The 18096-nt window shown below is 39.9% G+C and carries 21 protein-coding genes; 14 read left to right on the top strand and 7 right to left on the bottom strand.

Annotated features, from left to right (window positions below):
- Positions 1–85 precede the first annotated feature (85 nt).
- Positions 86–1117, bottom strand: a complete 1032-nt coding sequence (locus BUE31_RS04485; RefSeq protein ID WP_234997746.1) for a helix-turn-helix domain-containing protein — start codon at positions 1115–1117, stop codon at positions 86–88.
- Positions 1118–1220: 103 nt separating this feature from the next.
- On the opposite strand from BUE31_RS04485, the gene BUE31_RS04480 reads away from it, so the two are divergent.
- On the top strand, positions 1221–1835 hold the full coding sequence (locus BUE31_RS04480) for a hypothetical protein (protein ID WP_073400639.1): 615 nt from the start codon (positions 1221–1223) through the stop codon (positions 1833–1835).
- Between the two features lie 86 nt (positions 1836–1921).
- The gene (locus BUE31_RS04475; RefSeq protein ID WP_073400637.1) at positions 1922–2314 is read left to right on the top strand and encodes a hypothetical protein; all 393 of its coding nucleotides are present in this window, start codon (positions 1922–1924) and stop codon (positions 2312–2314) included.
- 7 nt (positions 2315–2321) lie between these two features.
- On the opposite strand, the gene BUE31_RS04470 is transcribed toward BUE31_RS04475, so the two are convergent.
- Positions 2322–3467 (bottom strand): glycoside hydrolase family 88/105 protein, encoded by a 1146-nt coding sequence (locus BUE31_RS04470; protein WP_073400635.1) that lies wholly within the window; start codon positions 3465–3467, stop codon positions 2322–2324.
- A 339-nt stretch (positions 3468–3806) separates the two neighbouring features.
- Here BUE31_RS04470 and BUE31_RS04465 point away from each other — a divergent pair, with 339 nt between their 5' ends.
- The 7 genes from BUE31_RS04465 (at position 3807) to BUE31_RS04435 (ending at position 9728) form a co-directional block, all read left to right on the top strand.
- Positions 3807–4712, top strand: coding sequence for a helix-turn-helix domain-containing protein (locus tag BUE31_RS04465; protein ID WP_073400633.1), 906 nt, complete (start codon positions 3807–3809; stop codon positions 4710–4712).
- A gap of 102 nt (positions 4713–4814) precedes the next feature.
- Positions 4815–5579, top strand: coding sequence for an SDR family NAD(P)-dependent oxidoreductase (locus BUE31_RS04460; protein WP_073400631.1), 765 nt, complete (start codon positions 4815–4817; stop codon positions 5577–5579).
- A 65-nt stretch (positions 5580–5644) separates the two neighbouring features.
- Positions 5645–5986 carry a hypothetical protein gene (locus BUE31_RS04455; protein ID WP_073400629.1) on the top strand — a complete coding sequence of 114 codons (342 nt, stop codon included), beginning with the start codon at positions 5645–5647 and terminating at the stop codon, positions 5984–5986.
- A gap of 90 nt (positions 5987–6076) precedes the next feature.
- Positions 6077–6979: a helix-turn-helix domain-containing protein gene (locus tag BUE31_RS04450; protein ID WP_073400627.1), complete on the top strand. Its 903-nt coding sequence runs from the start codon at positions 6077–6079 to the stop codon at positions 6977–6979.
- Positions 6980–7043: 64 nt separating this feature from the next.
- Complete coding sequence (locus BUE31_RS04445; RefSeq protein ID WP_073400625.1) at positions 7044–7901, top strand: SDR family NAD(P)-dependent oxidoreductase; 858 nt, start codon at positions 7044–7046, stop codon at positions 7899–7901.
- A gap of 32 nt (positions 7902–7933) precedes the next feature.
- On the top strand, positions 7934–8770 hold the full coding sequence (locus BUE31_RS04440) for an SDR family NAD(P)-dependent oxidoreductase (protein WP_073400624.1): 837 nt from the start codon (positions 7934–7936) through the stop codon (positions 8768–8770).
- 148 nt (positions 8771–8918) lie between these two features.
- A complete protein-coding gene (locus tag BUE31_RS04435) occupies positions 8919–9728 on the top strand; it encodes an SDR family oxidoreductase (RefSeq protein ID WP_073400622.1) in 810 nt (269 codons plus the stop codon).
- Here the strand turns inward: BUE31_RS04435 and BUE31_RS04430 are convergent.
- Positions 9725–10528 carry a 5'-nucleotidase, lipoprotein e(P4) family gene (locus tag BUE31_RS04430; protein ID WP_073400620.1) on the bottom strand — a complete coding sequence of 268 codons (804 nt, stop codon included), beginning with the start codon at positions 10526–10528 and terminating at the stop codon, positions 9725–9727. The genes BUE31_RS04435 and BUE31_RS04430 overlap by 4 nt on opposite strands.
- 187 nt (positions 10529–10715) lie before the next feature.
- Between BUE31_RS04430 and BUE31_RS04425 the strand changes: the two genes are divergently transcribed.
- The 3 genes from BUE31_RS04425 (at position 10716) to BUE31_RS04415 (ending at position 13196) form a co-directional block, all read left to right on the top strand.
- Positions 10716–11156: a secondary thiamine-phosphate synthase enzyme YjbQ gene (locus tag BUE31_RS04425; protein ID WP_073400619.1), complete on the top strand. Its 441-nt coding sequence runs from the start codon at positions 10716–10718 to the stop codon at positions 11154–11156.
- 34 nt (positions 11157–11190) lie between these two features.
- Positions 11191–11778: a DUF6992 family protein gene (locus tag BUE31_RS04420; protein WP_073400617.1), complete on the top strand. Its 588-nt coding sequence runs from the start codon at positions 11191–11193 to the stop codon at positions 11776–11778.
- 65 nt (positions 11779–11843) lie between these two features.
- A complete protein-coding gene (locus tag BUE31_RS04415) occupies positions 11844–13196 on the top strand; it encodes a polysaccharide deacetylase family protein (protein ID WP_073400615.1) in 1353 nt (450 codons plus the stop codon).
- Positions 13197–13257: 61 nt separating this feature from the next.
- Here BUE31_RS04415 and BUE31_RS04410 read toward each other — a convergent pair whose 3' ends face one another.
- The gene (locus tag BUE31_RS04410; RefSeq protein ID WP_073400613.1) at positions 13258–14295 is read right to left on the bottom strand and encodes an acyl-CoA reductase; all 1038 of its coding nucleotides are present in this window, start codon (positions 14293–14295) and stop codon (positions 13258–13260) included.
- 101 nt (positions 14296–14396) lie between these two features.
- On the opposite strand from BUE31_RS04410, the gene BUE31_RS04405 reads away from it, so the two are divergent.
- Both BUE31_RS04405 and BUE31_RS04400 read left to right on the top strand, forming a co-directional pair.
- The gene (locus BUE31_RS04405) at positions 14397–14750 is read left to right on the top strand and encodes a 4Fe-4S dicluster domain-containing protein (RefSeq protein ID WP_073400611.1); all 354 of its coding nucleotides are present in this window, start codon (positions 14397–14399) and stop codon (positions 14748–14750) included.
- Between the two features lie 103 nt (positions 14751–14853).
- A complete protein-coding gene (locus BUE31_RS04400) occupies positions 14854–15615 on the top strand; it encodes a C40 family peptidase (RefSeq protein ID WP_073400609.1) in 762 nt (253 codons plus the stop codon).
- Here BUE31_RS04400 and BUE31_RS04395 read toward each other — a convergent pair.
- From BUE31_RS04395 to hisF, 3 genes are all read right to left on the bottom strand, one after another.
- Entirely contained in the window at positions 15612–16520 is a 909-nt protein-coding gene (locus BUE31_RS04395) for a WD40 repeat domain-containing protein (RefSeq protein WP_073400607.1), read from the bottom strand. The two genes, BUE31_RS04400 and BUE31_RS04395, sit on opposite strands and share 4 nt — an antisense overlap.
- 80 nt (positions 16521–16600) lie before the next feature.
- Positions 16601–17188: a bifunctional phosphoribosyl-AMP cyclohydrolase/phosphoribosyl-ATP diphosphatase HisIE gene (hisIE, locus tag BUE31_RS04390; RefSeq protein ID WP_073400605.1), complete on the bottom strand. Its 588-nt coding sequence runs from the start codon at positions 17186–17188 to the stop codon at positions 16601–16603.
- Between the two features lie 99 nt (positions 17189–17287).
- Positions 17288–18094 carry an imidazole glycerol phosphate synthase subunit HisF gene (gene hisF / locus BUE31_RS04385; protein ID WP_317042435.1) on the bottom strand — a complete coding sequence of 269 codons (807 nt, stop codon included), beginning with the start codon at positions 18092–18094 and terminating at the stop codon, positions 17288–17290.
- Positions 18095–18096: the final 2 nt, after the last annotated feature.

The raw sequence follows: 18096 nt of genomic DNA, 5'->3' as shown, positions 1-18096 counted from the left end.
TTTTCCTTTGTTTTAATTGATAGAACAAAGGTCGAAGTATGAGCAACCCGAAAAGGACGGATTCTAAAGCATTACATACAAATATCTAAGATGTTGCTGCGCTATGCTGCTTGCGGAACAAAACAGGGGAGAGGTCTGTGTTCTTTTTAAAGTAATTACTAAAATGAGTTGCCTCCGAAAAGCCGAGCAGGTAAGCAATTTCTTTTATGGATGTAGTTGAGTTTTGAAGCAATGATTTAGCCTCGGCAATAGTTTTTTCAGCTATCCAGGTGCTGATGGCTTTACCTGTTTTGCTTTTAATTACGTTACTTAAATAGTTTTGATGCAAACTTTGCTCATCTGCATAGTCCTGCAGCCTGAAAACCTGGTGTGCCTTGCCGCTTCTTAAATCGCGGTAATGTTTTTCAAGGTTCATCTTGAACGTTTTAACAATTTGCGAGCTTCTGTTGCCCTCGTATATCGGGTTATAATCTTTCCAGAAATACTCTTTTATTTTCAATAACAATACCACAAAAAGATTACCTATAACCCTTGTACGGTAGGGCGAATTCGAAATGTAAGCATTTTGAATTTGCAGGTATAATTGTTCAAATTCTGCAAACACTTCAGGTACTAACACCCTTGGTTGTACAGTTTCAGCCAGCAAGAAGGGAAATTCTCCGAAAACATCCGGATGAACGTTCTCTTTTAAAAATGATTCGCTTAAAGTTATAAGGTATGCTTCCTGGATCTCAAACCAAACATGCGATTTATAATGACCCGGATTGGTAAAATAAATAGTTCCCGGCACGGTATTAAAACACAAGTCATCGGTAGTGTATTTTCCGTGGGCATCTTTTGCAAATACAAATGAAAAGAAGTTAGCCCGGTACACAGGTGATGTAAAGGGGAGGTCAAGATGAATATCCTTCAGGTTATGAATGGTGAAATCTGTTTTTTCATCAATCCCGTCAGTCGGCAGCCCGAAATTAATGTATTGCTTTAACAGGTTATCAAAAGCTAACTTTTTCTCTGTTTCTTTCATCGATATAAAAATAACAAAATTATATAGTTGCCATTGCTGGTAAACAACATTACCGTTCAGATCTGAACGCCTTGATATACCATAAACGAACATTATTTGTGTTTAACTATATTTAAATTATTGATTGTTAATTAGTTATGCTGATGGCATATTTATTGACGTTTACGCTTAAGTTGAATTTAACATCAATTATATCATGAAGATTATTTTTACAGTAGTATTATTCCTTGCTTTCTCATCTTGTTTTGGTCAGCAAAAAAAAGCGAATGACTTTAAAGTAATTAACCGTACGCTCAGTATTACGAATGATGGTTCAGTTATTCATTTGGATGAAGTTAATGACGATGGAAAAGCCTGGATAAAAGGCGCGAAGTTTACAAACGGAAATATTGAATTTGATATAAAAGGGAAAGATGTTTTACAGCAAAGTTTTGTAGGGTTTGCTTTCCATGCGGTAAATGACTCAACTTATGATGCCGTATACTTTCGCCCTTTTAATTTTAAATCGACTGACCCTGCCAGAAAGGCCCATGCTGTTCAATATATTTCCAGCCCGAAGTACGATTGGTCGCGTCTTCGCACTGAATTTCCCAATAAATATGAAAAACCCTTAAATACACCTCCTGACCCTAACGGCTGGTTCCATATACGGATAGCAGTAAATGGGAAAGAGATCAGCGTATTTGTTAATAATGAGCCCAAACCATCTCTTGTGGTTGAACAAATAGTGCCAATGAATGGTGATATGATTGGTTACTGGGTTGGCAATGGCTCCGGTGGCGATTGGAAGAATTTAAAGATCACTAAATAATGATTTAATTGAATCGCTAAAAATTCACACCATTACAATAATTGCTTAAAAGGAAAGTTAAATAGCTGAAATCGTAAACCTTCTGCATGAAAAAAACTTTCCAAACTTTAATAGGATTACTCTTTACGTCTGCATTATTTATTGGCTGTGATAAAAGATCTGAAACTATAGCACCGGTAACTGAAAACCATAACGTAGCCTTAACTGCCGACGGTTACGGCTATAAAGTAAAGATAAGCCTTGAGCAAAAAGAAATAATTACACCTTTGGATTCGGCTAATGTAGTTTCCAATTCAACTTATAATTACAACGCCACATTTAAAGACGGAGAACACCTGTTAATTACTATCAGCCCTAATAATCCAATCCAAACAAACTTCAGGTATAATATTGAAGACAACGGTTCTTCAAAAGCTAATGGTTATATCGGCAATGTAACTGTTGGCAGCGCTGTAACCATCCACTATCCAAAAGAATAATAGTTAATTATTCTGTTCCCGGGTGCATGCCAATATATTGGTAAAGCTGGGTACCTGTAAGCAGGAATGCCCCAACGCCGTATACCTCAGTACTGTTGCCGGTCACCATATCCGGGCTATCGCCTATACGTTGCACATAACCCAGCATACCATCGTCGTGAACGGATGAAGTAAGCGCTGCCCAGGCTTTTTTAACTACGGGCCAGTATGTTTTTTTATCAAGCAGGTTATGGTTTAAGCCCCATGCTAATGCATAGCAATAAAACCCTGTTCCGCTTGTTTCTTTAACGGGGTAGCTTTCCGGGTCGAGCAATGATGCATGCCAGCTGCCATCAGGTTGTTGCAACGATGCTATTTTAGCTGCCAGGTCTTTATATAATTGCTCAAATTTCTTTTTATCGGGGTTATCAGCAGGTATATTTTCCATCACCCTAACCAATCCTGCCAGCACCCAGCCATTTCCCCGCGACCAAAAGACTTTTTTGCCGTTCTTTTCTTTTTTGTTGAAATAGCTGCCATCTCTAAAATATAAATGTTCGGTTGGGTCATACAAATAATCAGTTGTTTTCCACCAAAGCTTAATGGCTGTATTTAAATATTTAGGGTCTTTTGTTGCAGTACTTAGATAGCTTAATGCAGTCGGCCCCATAAACAAGGCGTCGCACCAGGCCCATTCCCGGCTTGCTATGTTATTTTTCCAATCAAGCAGTTCACCATGCGGTTTGTCTATGATACTATCTGCCAGCTTAATGAATGGAGCTATCATTTTTTTATCATGATACTTGCTGCATAGCAACGAATAGGTTTGCCCTATACAATAATCATCGGCCATAAAACGATTTTTGCCGGTGTTCCATCGCAAATCGTCACCTATTTTAGTCAGGGCTGATAAATATTTATCGTTACCCTTTATTACTCCTAAAGCATAAATGCCGGTATAGCAAGCCGCGTTAGTCCAGTCAACTGCCGGATGGTTAAACCCTTTTGTGTCCCATTCATTAAGCTGCCAGTCGGCCACCCTCTGCATTATATTTAATATGGCTTTCTGTTTTAATAAGGGATCGCGTAGTTGTGCAGTGCAATTAATACTTAAAAATAAAAATAGCAGCAGTGTAAGTGGCAAACAAAAGCTTTTAGGTTTTAGCAGGAACATTGTTTTTATAATTTAGTTAGACAGAAGCTAAAGATAGTGATTTTGACAAGTGCGCCAAAGGCGTGATAACGAATAGACAGGCAGACAATACAGGCAATGTCATAAAGTTAAGAGAACCTTTATGATTTGGCCTCACCTAAATCCTCTTCAAAGGAGAGGACTTGAACTTCGCGCTTGTTCAGAACCCTCTCCTTTGGAGAAGGCAGGGTGAGGCGATTAAGTTTGTGGGATAAATAAATTATTTAGTTTCCTTAACCTAATGACATTGCAATAGAGGACTGAATTGCTTTAATAAGTATATTTACTTTGTATTTGAATTTTGCAAACAATAAGTAAGTTATGGATATCATATCACTTGAAGAATTTTACCAGCAAACATCAACGCTGATCCCCGATGGTATTAATAAAGAAATCGGTCATTTTAATGTGTTTAAGGTGGATGACATTGTGGCGAAGTTTAAAAAGAAGCCTTTTATGCCTTACAACAGGCGGGCATATTACAAGATCAGCGTTGTCAGCGGCCGGAACAAGGCCCAATATGCCGATAAGGAAATTGATATTGAAAAGAACGCGCTTTTATTTGCTACGCCGAAAATTCCTTATCACTGGGTGCCGCAGGACGATAACCAGTTTGGTTACTTCTGTATTTTTACCCACGATTTTTTAATTCAGAATAAAAGCGGCGTTGTACTGGATGAACTCCCGATTTTTCAACCCGGTGGGTATCCGATATTTCAACTTACAGATGAAGAAGCAGATGATATTACACTGATCTTCAAAAAGATGTATAAAGAGATCTCATCTGATTATACATACAAATACGACCTGTTGCGCAACTATGTGCTTGAACTGATCCATTACGGGCAAAAATTGCAGCCCGCCACCTCATTATATCCTCTACACACTGCATCTGCCCGTGTTTCTTCTTTATTTATTGAGTTGCTGGAGCGGCAGTTTCCTATTGAATCGCCACACCAAAAACTCGGCTTGCGCACAGCTAAAGACTATGCCGAGCGTCTTTCCGTACATGTAAATCATTTAAATAAAGTATTAAAGGAAAATATGGGTAAAACCACAACCGATATCATCAGCAGCAGGATCATCCAGGAAGCCAAGATCCTGTTGAAGCAAACCGACTGGAATATTTCGGAAATTGCTTATAGCCTCGGTTTTGAGGAAGTTGCCCATTTTTCTAATTTTTTCAGAAAACAAACAACACTAGCGCCTGTAGCGTTTCGTTCATAGGTTTCAATGATTTGAATTTTGCAAACAATGGATTGATGTTTGCAAACCATCCACCCTGTCACCGCACTACATTTGTAACATCAAAATAAATAATAAACAAAGATGAAAAACAGTAATAAAATAGCTTTGGTAACCGGTGGCAGCCGCGGACTGGGCAAAAACATGGCCTTAAACCTTGCCAAAAAAGGGATCAATGTAATTCTTACCTATCACAGTAAAAAAGATGAGGCACAAGCTGTAGTAGCCGAAATTGAGCAAGCTGGCCAAAAGGCTGTTGCCTTGCAGTTAAACGCAGGTGATATTAAAAGCTTTGATACCTTTTTTACCGAAGTAAAAGCCGCGCTTAAAAATACTTTTGATACAGATCACTTCGACTTTTTAATTAACAATGCCGGCACCGGTTTACATGCTTTATTTGCAGAAACAACCGAAGAACAATTTGACGAGGTGTTAAACATCCATTATAAGGGTGTGTTTTTTCTTACCCAAAAGGCGCTTCCAATTATTAATGATGGCGGCAGGATCGTCAATATTTCAAGCGGACTGGCAAGATTTAGCTTCCCGGGCTCTTCAGCCTATGGATCAATGAAAGGAGCGGTTGAAGTACTTAGCCGTTACCTTGCAAAAGAGCTTGGCTCGCGTGGTATTGCTGTAAATGTTGTGGCGCCGGGTGCAATCGAAACAGATTTTAGCGGCGGCATGGTACGGGATAACCCGGAAATGAATAAAACTATTGCCGGAATAACCGCTTTGGGCCGTGTAGGCTTACCTGGCGATATAGGAGGCGTTGTAGCCTTTTTATGTACGGAAGACGCCAAATGGATAAACGGACAACGCATTGAGGTTTCAGGTGGTATGAACTTATAATTCATTTATAAATACCGGGCGGGGCGATATTTCATATTACTCCGCCCGGTTCTAAATCAAAAGAAATGAAAATAGTTAGCGGCATACTCATATTGGTTACAGCTTACTTTAGCTTTAAACATGGTTGGGCTGTTTTTACGGCAAAACCGGGAGACCAAAACATGTTTACCCAATGGAACATTAGCAGGTCAGTACAAATTATCATTGGTTTGTTAACCCTGGCTGTAGGAGTGATGGTGCTATTCCCGCCTACATTTTTTGCGGGCAATGTAATTAATGCCACCCTGATATTATTGATCATGGCATTTCATTTAAAAGACGGTAACCTCAAAGCTACTGCAATTGAAGTGCCATTTCTATTGCTTCCCTTAGTAATGATCTGGCTGGGACATCCTTTTAAAAAATAAGAACTTGCTTTTACCGCCTGTTTTATATTTACATGGATCATTAAAATTGGATGACTATATGCTTTAGTTTGAATTATGTAACTTTGTATCATGGCACAAACAGAAACAATTGAGGAGTTCTACAAGAGCAAATTTAACTGGCTACCTGATAACCTAAGCCAGGATATCGGTCATTTTAACGTTTTCAGGATAGAAGATTGCTATGGGCCTAGCGCTACACCGGTAAAATACAGTCGCCGCGATTTTTATAAGATCAGCCTGTTTAGGGGTAAAACCATTTATCATTATGCTGATAAAAGCATTGAGGTTGATGGTACAACGCTCATCTTTTTTAATCCGCAGGTACCATATACCATTGAATCAACATCTGATGATAGGAGTGGTTGTTTTTGCATCTTCAAAGAATCGTTTTTTACCGAAATGCTTCGCAACAACATCCATGAACTGCCTATGTTTGCTGCGGGTGGTAAGCCTTCATATGCGTTGAATATAGAACAGGACCAATATGTAAGCCAGTTATTTGATAAAATGCTGAATGAAATAAATTCAGACTATAAATTTAAATACGACCTGCTGCGTAACTACGTAACGGAGCTTATTCATTATGCGCTTAAAGTGGCTCCTACAGAAACACTTTATCAGCACCCTGACGCAAACTCTCGCATCACTTCAGTTTTTACTGAGTTGCTTGAACGCCAGTTTCCCATTGAGACGCCATCTCAGCGGTTTACCTTACGGTCGGCAAAGGATTATGCCGAGCAGTTGGCAGTGCATGTAAACCACCTCAACCGGGCTATCCGTCAAACTACAGGTAAAACCACGACAGACCATATTTTTGAACGTTTAACCAGTGAAGCAATTGCATTATTAAAGCATACTAACTGGAATATTTCCGAAATTAGCTATAGCCTGGGCTTTGAAGAACCTGCCCATTTTAACAACTTTTTCAAAAAACAAACCACAACAACCCCATCTGTTTATAGAATTGTTTGAATTTTGTAAGTATTGGTTTGAATGATGCAAGCGGCATGCCCTGGTTTCGCCATAATTTTGTTTTATGAAAAACAACAAGATTATTGAAAACAACAAAGTATGGTTTATAACAGGAGCCTCCAAAGGATTTGGGCTAAGCCTTGTTAAACAATTATTAGCTGCCGGACAAAAAGTAGCAGCAACCTCCAGGTATGTAGCCAGCCTTGTTAAAGCAGTAGGCGAAGTATCTGATAACTTTTTACCCTTATACGTTAATCTTTCTGACGAAAAAAGCGTTGCTGAAGCTATCCAAACAACTCAAAATACATTTAAAAGTATTGATGTAGTTATAAATAATGCCGGTTATGGCATTGGCGGCAGCATAGAAGAACTAACGGATGAGGAAGCCAGAGAGAGCTTTGATATCAATGTGTTCGGCACCCTGAACGTTATTCGTGCGGTAATGCCCTTTATGCGGGAGCAAAAATCAGGGCATATCATAAACATTTCCTCAATTGCTGGCATAGCCGCCGGAACCGGTTGGGCTTTGTATGCAGCAACAAAATTTGCAGTGATAGGACTTTCAGAGGTTTTAGCTGATGATGTAAGATCAATGGGAATAAAGGTTACAGTGGTAGCTCCCGGGGCGTTCAGAACCAGTTTTTTAACGCCTGATTCATTGGTAATGACTAAAAATCCGATCAGCGAGTACCAGGATGTACGAAATTCACACGCCCGTTATCTGCAAATGGATGGCAACCAGATAGGCGATCCTGAAAAAGCTGCTGCAGCAATGATAAAAATTGCTGATGACGATAATCCTCCGGTCCATTTGTTACTGGGGGAGGATGCCTACAGCAGGGCAATGACAAAGCTTGGAGTGCTGGAAAAAGAGTTTAAACTGAATGAGGAGCTCTCAAAATCAATGGCCTACCAGGGCTAATTTCTAAATAACTTAATTAAATAATATACAAAATGGGATCAGATAAAGTTTGGTTTGTTACCGGCGCGTCAAAAGGTTTAGGCCTGAGCCTGGTTAAAAAACTATTAAATAATGGAAATAAAGTAGCGGCAACATCAAGAAGTATTGATGATTTAAACAAGGCAGTTGGTGTTTCGGATAATTTTTTACCACTGGCTGTTAGCCTTGTTACTGAGCAAAGTGTGGCAGATGCCATAAGCCAGACAATTAGCCGTTTCGGCCGCATTGATGTGGTGGTAAACAACGCTGGTTACGGCTTAACAGGCAGCCTGGAAGAGTTGAGCGATAAGGAAACCCGCGATAACTTTGATATCAATGTATTTGGGTCATTAAACGTGATCAGGGCGGTAATGCCTCATTTAAGAGCACAGCAATCAGGGCATATCTTTAATATTTCATCCATAGGCGGCTTTACAAGCTCATTTCCGGGCTTTGGGATCTATTGCGCAACTAAGTTTGCTGTTACCGGCTTTAGCGGCGCTTTGGCTGAAGAGGTTAAAGAGTTTGGTGTTAAAGTTACTGTTGTATTGCCCGGTTACTTCAGGACAAACTTTCTTGAGCCCGATTCATTAAATGTACCGAAAAATGAAATTGCTGAATATAAGAAGGTCCGTGAAATACAGAACGCTCACCAAAACAGTATCAATGGCAACCAGGCCGGCGATCCCGAAAAAGCAGCAGCGGCTATGATTGAAGTTGCCGGTGCGGTTGATGCACCTTTAAATTTATTTTTAGGACAGGATGCTTATGATATTGCCTATCAAAAAATAGAAACTGTTAAGAATGATTTGGAGAACTGGAAAGAGCTAACCACATCAACCGGTTTCTAAATCGAGTATCTCCATAATTTAACTCTGTGTCACTTTGTGCATTCCTTTGTGAACTCTGCGGTAAAAACTAACCACGGAGAACGCTAAGGAGGCACAAAGACCACTGAGCCTTTATAAATATTAAGCTAACTTTGCTTTTTTACAAAGTATGATAGTTAGTATTTTAGGCTGCGGATGGTATGGTAAAGCCCTTGCAAAATCATTATTAAAAAATAAAGTTATTGTTAAAGGCTCGGCTACATCTCCTGAAAAGCTGCAGCAACTATCTGATTTAGGCATAATTCCCTGCCTGGTTAATTTTAAAGCAGAGGGCAAAGATTATGATCCTGAATTTTTCAAGTGTGATATATTAATAATCAGCATCCCGCCAAAAGCAAGGCAGGGAGAGGGAAAGGATTATCCGCCTAAAATTCAAAGAATTATTAATGTTATTAACAGGCATCAAATAGCCAAAGTTATTTATATCAGCTCAACTGTGGTTTATGGCGATAGCAATGGTGAAGTAAATGAACTCGATAGTCCTAAACCTGATACAGAATCAGGTAAAACGTTACTAGAAGCAGAAAATCTTTTCAAACTGCAAATCGCTTTCAAAACTACAATAATCCGCTTTGCAGGGTTGGTTGGGCCGGGAAGGCATCCCGGACGTTTCTTTGCAGGTAAAAAGGGCATCCCTAATGGTTTAGCCCCAGTTAACCTGATCCATTTGGAAGATTGTTTAGGTATAACGCTTGCTGTAATTGAGCAGGATGCTTTTGGCGGTTTGATAAATGCCAGTTCACCGGATCATCCCGCAAAATCCGATTTCTACCTGCAGGCAGCCTTACGAGCTGGATTAACTGCTCCTGAATTTATAAACGAGCTGAATAGCTGGAAGCTAATTAATAGTGTACCTATCCGGGAGGTTTTAAATTATGAATTTAAAGTACCGGCATGGCATAACTGCACATTTGATTAATTATTCACCTTGATTTTAGCTTTGATTATAGAGTCTCTTTGTGAATTGGTAAGCTTGTAATTATAATTAAACATTGAATTCTCCCAATCCCCGTATGACATGTTGGGAATTATAATATACTTATTACCAAACGCTTTTCTTAACTTTTCGGTTGCAGCCTGCCTGTTTTCTTCAGAGGGATGATTGTCGTACCAAGCATCAAAATCCGGCAGGTTATCGCCGCATAATAAAATAATCTCATGCGTTTTTAAAACATTCAACCTGCGCGATTCCTTGCTTGACGATGTTGTTGATTTTAAGATCAAATGCTGGTCATCAACATAAGGCAGGTGATACAATTTAAGATTCTTTATAGTTCCTGCCCGTTCATCTTCATCACGATTGGTAATATAATATACTGCCACACCCTTTGAAGCCGCATATTTAAAAAAAGATGGCGCACCTGGTACCGTATCACAAATTCCTTTACCTGTCCATTCCTTCCAGGTTTTTGAATCAAACTCCTGGTTATTTAATGCCCTTTGCGCATCATAAAGGCTATTATCAAGTAAAGTTTCATCAATATCGGTAACTACTGCAAATGGTTTTGTATGATGTTTCTTTAAAGCGGCATCCAAACGAAATCGTGCAATATTATAGGCCTGGAAACATAAGGCCTTATATTCCGCAGCCCTTTGCTGGTAAATTGAGCCCCATACTTTGCCATTATTAGCAATAGAAGCGGGTGAAGTTTGCTCATTTTGTGCAAATACAGAACCAATTAACCCGCTCATCAATATAAATAACCCTATTTTTTTCATCAATAATGCTAAAGTGTGTTAAAGAATTGTAAAGATAGAGAATGCAGGAGTATATAGAGGCTTAAAAGTATCCCATAGGTAATGGTTTTAAATTAAGTACACTTATTACAACGCAATTGTTACGCTTCTTAAATCATATGGTATAGATATTGCACTTAATTTTATATTCATACACTTTGATTTTATGATGAAAATATATCAGCAGGGATTGCAGTTAAAAGAGAGAAAGAGGGGTTTTCATTTAATAACATCTGAAGTTACTTTGGCGCTGCCGCAGATCAGTGATCTGGCGGTAGGGATCTGCCAGGTGTTTATTCAGCATACGTCAGCATCTTTAACTATTAATGAAAATGCTGATCCAACGGTACGTAAGGATTTTGAAACCTATTTTAATAAAGCTGTAAGGGAAAATGATCCGGATTACCTGCATGATGATGAAGGGGCTGATGATATGCCAGCACATCTTAAAGCAGCCATATTAGGTAGCTCGGTAACTATTCCTGTGCGTAACGGGCGTCTTGCTTTAGGAACGTGGCAGGGGATTTACCTGTGCGAGCATCGCGACAATGCCAAACCAAGGAACATAATAGTTACTGCATGGGGGAGTGACGATCAATCTATTGGATAAAATTCTTCGTAACTTGGATCGCTAACGGTTCCTTATGAAGAAGACCTTAATTTTCATTTTTCTTATTATCTGCACCCGCGCATTTGCGCAGGATTCGCTTAAAAGCTTTAATTATTACAGAAACCATATTACCACTACCGGTATGGAAGTTTTAGGAAGTTGGGCTATAGTAAATATTGGCGCAGGCGCTGCAGGCTGGGCAAGTTCGAAAGGCGGATCAAACAAATACTTTTACCAGATGAGCACTATTTGGGGCGCAGCAAACTTAGGCGCTGCCTTATTAGGTTATACCGGTGCGAGAAATAATACCGGCAAACAACTTAACGCATCCGAAAGCTTAAAAGCACAGCAAAAAATAGAAAAGATCTTTCTGATTAACGGTGGCCTTGACCTGGCTTATATAGGTACAGGTATTTTTCTCAAACATCGTGGCGATACAAGGAACTCAAACCAGTTGCGCGGCTATGGTTCTGCTATCATTGTGCAAGGGGTGTTTTTATTATTGTTTGACGGAACGATGTATAGCACCGAACGGCATAATGGTAATAAATTAAGACAGTTTTTAGAGAAGAATCCAATAACATTTAACGGCAAAACCGCAGGACTTATCTATAACCTGTAACTATTCATATTTGTAATATTTATGCTATTGTTAACATAGTTCAGTTATTCGGTTAAATTTGAATTATGAATACAGTGATCAAAACCTCCGTTAAAAGCCTTTTTATTATAACCGGTATATTTTTATTTGCAATAGCTTCTAAGGCTCAGCAGGTCCCGGTTGGCAAAACGGAAATAAGCAAATGGCAGTATGGAAAAAACGGTGCTGTTTCACTTACTTATGACGACGGCTCTATTAACCAGTTTAAAAATGCTTTACCTATAATGGAGCGCCTTAAACTTCCCGCTACTTTTTTTGTGATCACCGGGGGTATTCCCGGTTCAAAATATCATGGTAAATTTATTGGCCGCCCTGTAAAAACTATTATTAAAGAGTCTGCAAGTATCCCAACAAATGATAAAAATTTCCTGGAGCGTTGCTCAGCCGGGGGATATTTAGGCTACAAGGGCACCATTACTTATGTTACTAAAGCTGCAAGCCTTTATGATAATGCTAAAACTAAAGAGCAGGCTTTTAAGGTTATGGATGAGCTTTACGAAAAAGTACGGAAGGGTGAGTTTCAACCCGGGTACCAGCCTTGCGATGAAGTATTGCAGGAAGAAGGCCTAACCTGGGATGATTTGAGAAACTATGGTTCACGCGGGTATGAGATCTCCAGTCACTCTATTACACACGCCAGCATGCCGGGACTGGATTCGGTAAATATTCAATATGAGCTGGAAAAAAGCAAAGAAGACATAAGGGATAAAATGGGAGCTAAATACACTTTTTCATCCGAAGTGCCTTATGGATACGAAAACGAGCGGGTAATGAAAATTGCCTACAAAATTTACCCCGCGCTGCGCAACCGGATGCCCGAGCCCTGGCTTAAAGAAATTGATCGCGCAAGCAAACAAACACCCGGCACTACCAGCAAGGATTATATCCAGTGGCAACGCGGTGCTACTACCAAAACACCGCTCTCTTTAATGCAATCATGGGTTGATACCGCTGTTTCAAAAAATAATACCTGGCTGGTTTTAGTGTTTCACGGGGTTGATAACCTGGGTTACGAGGCATTGCCACATACCTTGCTTGATGAGTATTTTCAATACATCAAAAACCAGCGGGAAAATTTGTGGATCGCAACTTTTGGCGATGTAACCAAATATATGCGCGAGCGGGAACATGCCGAAGTTAAAAGCGACGAAAAAAATAGCAAGCTAGTAATAACACTTTCCACTTCTCTGGACAAAACAATGTATGACCTCCCATTAACCTTAAAAACCTATGTATCCCCTGGCTGGAAAAAGGCCTGGGTTTGGCAGGGAAAACGCATGCAAAGGGTTGATGCAGCTACTGATAAAAAAGGTACTTACGTTTTATACCAGGCATATCCTAATGGGATCCCTTTGTTGTTATCAGGAAAAGAGAATTGAGGTAGTTCAGGAAACTTACGAAGTTTCAAAAACTTCGTAAGTCTTTCGGAGGATGGATGATCTATGAACTATGAACTCCTTTCACAAGAAACGCCATTGTATCCACATTGTCTGCATAATCCCATAATGCAGGCTGCTGGCTCATGCCGAAATCAACTACCTGGTTGTTTACTGTTAACGGCGCTGCACTAACTATACATTGAATGTTATCGCTTTGCTGGTTTAAGGCATCTTGCGCCGATTGCAGGTTATCATAATATTCGTAAAACAAGACGGCTAATGGTGAGGATAGTGATGGGTTTTCTTTTAACAAAAGGAAGTTATTATCTAAATGCTGCTCATTACCTACCAAATAAATAGACCTGTTGTAACCATAATTATTATTGTATTTATTATGGTGGATGATAGGCTGGTAAACTTCTATCGACTCAAAAAAGAAATTAAAATTGTAACCCTTAGGCACCAGCAGCTTTGATACGTTGCGGCAACCCAGGCCGAAATAATCAAAAATATCATGCCCAAGTTTATATAGTTGCTCTGCGGCTTCATTGCCCGTTAACAGGGCCACACTATTACGGTTTTTGCGGATAATATTTGGCACTTTACCAAAGTAGTAATTAAAATAACGCGATGTATTGTTGCTGCCGGTGGCAATTACGGCATCAAAATTCTCAAGTCTTTCAACAAAGCTATACTGTTCGCTAAAGGCAGGCTCTATAGTAACCAGCATTTGCAGGATGTGTTTGATGAGCCGTGAATCTTGCGACGAAGATTTTATTAATGCAAGATTCCCGCTTACAAGTACGCATAACACATCATGAAAACCAACCATAGGGATGTTTCCGGCTAATATGAGGCCAACTTTTTTAGCCGGTTTGCTTTCATCAAAGTTATAATTGTTAAGCCATTGGGTTAAATCATCATTATTTAGCATTTTCCCGATAGCTGTTACGGCTTCCAGTACACTTTCAGGAGTGAACCACGCGTTATATTGTTTTTCGCTATTTATCAGGATTGATAGCTCCTCATTTGGATCAGTTAATTGGGCTCCCAGTTTTGAAAATACTTCTATTAGCTTTGTTTTATAAAATTTTGACATATATATGGTAAGGATTGAACCCCTTAAAATCTTTTTTTGTTATATTTGTATGTTTGTTAATTACAGGCAAAGTTAATTGAGATTATAAGATATAAAGAACTATGGCGATTAAAATCACCGATGAATGTATAAATTGCGGAGCTTGTGAACCCGAATGCCCTAATAATGCTATTTATGATGCCGGCGCCGCATGGCGTTTTTCAGACGGAACGGGATTAAAGGGTGTTATTGATTTTGGCGATGGTAATACATTAAGCGCTGAAGAAACACAGGCTGCATTATCAGATGATATCTATTATATAGTGCCTGATAAATGTACCGAATGTGTAGGCTTTCATGATGAGCCTCAGTGTGCAGCGGTTTGCCCGGTAGATTGCTGTGTTGATGATGAAGACATCCGTGAAACAAAAGAAGAATTACTGGCCAAAAAGGAATGGCTTCATATGGGGGAGTAATAAGTTTGTTACAAACCGAAAAGGGGATGGTATACTAATACTTTCCCCTTTTTTTGTAGGTTGAAACATTAAACCTCCCAATTCGTTAAAGGCCTATATCAACATGGAATACGGTATCTGTAATCTTTCTGTTATCCCGCTAAGGGCCGAAGCTAACGATAGAAGTGAGCAGGTGTCACAAGTTTTATTTGGTGAAACATTTGAAATTACCGAGTGGAAGGATAACTGGGTTAAAATTATAACCTCTTTTGATAACTATTCCGGCTGGATAGGGCAATTGCAGTTTAATATGCTTGGTCACCTTGCTTACAAAAGAATTAAGCAAATGCCGCCTCCAATAACCCATCGCGCTGTAACACAGGCCTGGAAAATAACCAATAACAGTATACTGTACCTGCCAATGGGCAGTTCGCTTTCTTTTTTAGAAGGCACAACCTGCCGGATAGGCGATGAAAAGTTTGAAATAATAGGAGAAATTGGCGAAACGGAAAATATGGCTGTTACCGCTACCTCTTTTCTAAATGCACCTTATTTATGGGGTGGGCGTACGCACTTTGGAATTGATTGCTCGGGCTTTACACAGGCAGTATTCAGGTCGCAGGGGGTAAATTTATTGCGCGATGCCTGTATGCAGGTTGAGCAAGGGTATGATATAAATACTTTGCATGATGCCCAGCTAGGTGATCTTGCCTTTTTTGAGAATGCCGAAAAGAAAATAGTGCATGTTGGTATAATGCTAAATAATGAGCGGATCATCCATGCTTCCGGCAAGGTTAAGATTGATAGTATTGACGAAAAAGGTATTTACTCTGAAGATCAAAGACGACATACCCATAAGCTAACTACCATTAAAAGGGTGTTTTAGCTGTCAAAATTAATATCCCAAACAATTATTTTTTTATCATCACTAACAGATAGCAATTGATTGCCATTCCATGCAAGTTTGTTTATTGATAACTGGTGGCCTGCATATCCTTTTTCGCGGCTGATAATTTTGTACAGTTTAAAATCATCTGCCCCCCAGATCTTAACGCTTTTATCCATGCTGCCTGTTGCAAAGTAGGGAAGAGAGGGGTGGAAAACAATGCTGTTTACTGCAAATAAATGAGCCGGAATATTTTTTAAAAGACTGTACGATGCAGTATCCCATATTTTTACCTGTGCATCGCGCCCTCCTGATACAAGGTACTTTCCATCCAGTGAATATTGAAGGGAAAAAACCGACATAGTATGCCCATGTAAAGTCTTAAGCAGTGTATACTCTTCCAGGTCGTAAATATGGATCTGATTATTGCGGCAACCAAAGGCAACCTGTTTTTCATCCGGAGATATGCTGATGCATCTTATTGTATCATCCGAAACTTTTACAGTGTGTAATAGCTCCATTGTTTTAAGGCTCCAGATCGACACAGTTCCATCTTCTGAAGCAACCAATAATTCCTGCTTGTGATTAACAGATTTAATATCAAATATGGGTTTTTGATGATGTTTTAGCGGAGTAAGTAATTGCTGTTTTATAAAATCGAACACCAAAACATCGCCGTTGCGCAAACCGGTAAATAAAAGCGGGAAATTAGCGGGGCCATGAATTGTATATATGGAGGCTGAAACCGGGAACATCACTTTTATAAACGTGTTATCCTTCAGGCTCCATTCCACCAAGCCTTTATCATTACCACCGGTAAACAAAATTCCCGGCTTTTGCGAAAGCTCAAGCGTAAATATAGGATTGCCGTGTCCGGTTAATTCAGCTGTTTTTTCTACAGTCATTTTTTTAGTTCATGGTTGATGGTTCATAGTTCATAGCCACTGCAACTTTCGGCTATGAACCATGAACTATGATCTATCAACTACTTATGTCTTCCCTCTAAATTTTTAGCTATCTGCTCCAGGGTTAAACCCTTTTCTCGAAGCAATACGATCAGGTGAAAAATAAGGTCAGACGATTCATTTATCAAATCTGTCTCAGTTTCAGCTAAAGCCGCAATAACGGTTTCAACACCTTCTTCACCAACTTTTTGTGCTATTTTATTTAAGCCTTTTGTACGGAGCTTATTTATATACGAGCCTTCCTGCGGGTTTTCGTACCTGTCGGCAACTATGGCTTCTAACTGCAATATAAAGTTCTGGTTGTATTCGGTTTTAAAGCAGCTGCGTGAGCCGGTATGGCAGGTTGGGCCATCGGCTTTTACCTTTATAAGCAGGGTATCGTTATCGCAATCAAGATCTATGCTTTTTACATGCAGAAAGTTACTGCTGGCTTCGCCTTTTGTCCAAAGCCTGTTTTTTGAACGGGAGAAGAACGTTACTATATTTTCCTGCACGGTTTTATCATAAGCTTCCTGGTTCATATAACCAAGCATCAGCACCTCAAGGGTTTGCTCATCCTGTATAATAACCGGTACCAGCCCGTCTGTTTTATTGAAATCGATGTTCATATCTTCATCCCGCTGCCTGTGTCCTCCCGGGCAGCATACTTTTGTTTAAATAGATGTTGACTGTGAGGACACAGCCAACAGGAGTTGGTGGGAGTGGAACTATACTTCCCTTACCTCAATATTATGCTGTTTTAACACCCTTTTCAAATCCGGAATCAAGATCTCACCATAGTGGAAAACTGATGCAGCTAATGCCGCATCAACATTGCTTTGTTCAAATACATCAACAAAATGTTGTACTGAACCCGCCCCACCTGATGCAATTACCGGGATGTTAACCGCATTATTAACCTGTTTCAATAAATAATTGTCAAACCCTGCTTTGGTACCATCATGATCCATAGAAGTTAACAGGATCTCACCTGCACCCCGACTTTCGGCTTCCAAAATCCAATCCAAAGTTTCTTTTTCAGTTGGCAGCCTTCCACCATTTAAGTGCACAATATTTTTACCATCTATCAGCCTTGTATCAACAGCAATAACTACAAACTGAACGCCAAATGCTTTGGCCAACTCATCAATTAAAGCAGGGTTACGAACAGCCGCCGAATTAATGGAGATCTTATCTGCCCCGGCATTTAAAAGCGCGTCAGCATCAGCAATTTCATTAATTCCTCCGCCAATGGTGAAGGGGATATTTATTTGCCTTGCAACTGCCTTAACAAGCTCAACCATCGTTTTACGGCGCTCAACCGTAGCTGTAATATCAAGGAACACCAGCTCGTCAGCACCTTGCTGCGAATAGTTCCAGGCAAGCTCAACCGGGTCGCCGGCATCGCGCAGGTCAACAAAGTTCACACCTTTTACGGTGCGCCCATCCTTAACGTCAAGGCAGGGGATAATTCGCTTTGTGAGGCCCCCCGGCCCCCTAAAGGGGGAGCGAAGAGTTTGTGTAATTGTGTTCAATA

This window comes from Mucilaginibacter sp. OK098 (genome assembly GCF_900142915.1).
Taxonomy (GTDB): domain Bacteria; phylum Bacteroidota; class Bacteroidia; order Sphingobacteriales; family Sphingobacteriaceae; genus Mucilaginibacter.
This window is presented reverse-complemented; position numbering and strand designations above follow the sequence as displayed.

Coding starts and splice junctions, on each gene's coding strand:
- BUE31_RS04485 (WP_234997746.1), bottom strand. CDS start 1,117: ATGTTCGTTTATGGTATATCAAGGCGTTCAGATCTGAACGGTAATGTT.
- BUE31_RS04480 (WP_073400639.1), top strand. CDS start 1,221: ATGAAGATTATTTTTACAGTAGTATTATTCCTTGCTTTCTCATCTTGT.
- BUE31_RS04475 (WP_073400637.1), top strand. CDS start 1,922: ATGAAAAAAACTTTCCAAACTTTAATAGGATTACTCTTTACGTCTGCA.
- BUE31_RS04470 (WP_073400635.1), bottom strand. CDS start 3,467: ATGTTCCTGCTAAAACCTAAAAGCTTTTGTTTGCCACTTACACTGCTG.
- BUE31_RS04465 (WP_073400633.1), top strand. CDS start 3,807: ATGGATATCATATCACTTGAAGAATTTTACCAGCAAACATCAACGCTG.
- BUE31_RS04460 (WP_073400631.1), top strand. CDS start 4,815: ATGAAAAACAGTAATAAAATAGCTTTGGTAACCGGTGGCAGCCGCGGA.
- BUE31_RS04455 (WP_073400629.1), top strand. CDS start 5,645: ATGAAAATAGTTAGCGGCATACTCATATTGGTTACAGCTTACTTTAGC.
- BUE31_RS04450 (WP_073400627.1), top strand. CDS start 6,077: ATGGCACAAACAGAAACAATTGAGGAGTTCTACAAGAGCAAATTTAAC.
- BUE31_RS04445 (WP_073400625.1), top strand. CDS start 7,044: ATGAAAAACAACAAGATTATTGAAAACAACAAAGTATGGTTTATAACA.
- BUE31_RS04440 (WP_073400624.1), top strand. CDS start 7,934: ATGGGATCAGATAAAGTTTGGTTTGTTACCGGCGCGTCAAAAGGTTTA.
- BUE31_RS04435 (WP_073400622.1), top strand. CDS start 8,919: ATGATAGTTAGTATTTTAGGCTGCGGATGGTATGGTAAAGCCCTTGCA.
- BUE31_RS04430 (WP_073400620.1), bottom strand. CDS start 10,528: ATGAAAAAAATAGGGTTATTTATATTGATGAGCGGGTTAATTGGTTCT.
- BUE31_RS04425 (WP_073400619.1), top strand. CDS start 10,716: ATGAAAATATATCAGCAGGGATTGCAGTTAAAAGAGAGAAAGAGGGGT.
- BUE31_RS04420 (WP_073400617.1), top strand. CDS start 11,191: ATGAAGAAGACCTTAATTTTCATTTTTCTTATTATCTGCACCCGCGCA.
- BUE31_RS04415 (WP_073400615.1), top strand. CDS start 11,844: ATGAATACAGTGATCAAAACCTCCGTTAAAAGCCTTTTTATTATAACC.
- BUE31_RS04410 (WP_073400613.1), bottom strand. CDS start 14,295: ATGTCAAAATTTTATAAAACAAAGCTAATAGAAGTATTTTCAAAACTG.
- BUE31_RS04405 (WP_073400611.1), top strand. CDS start 14,397: ATGGCGATTAAAATCACCGATGAATGTATAAATTGCGGAGCTTGTGAA.
- BUE31_RS04400 (WP_073400609.1), top strand. CDS start 14,854: ATGGAATACGGTATCTGTAATCTTTCTGTTATCCCGCTAAGGGCCGAA.
- BUE31_RS04395 (WP_073400607.1), bottom strand. CDS start 16,520: ATGACTGTAGAAAAAACAGCTGAATTAACCGGACACGGCAATCCTATA.
- hisIE (WP_073400605.1), bottom strand. CDS start 17,188: ATGAACATCGATTTCAATAAAACAGACGGGCTGGTACCGGTTATTATA.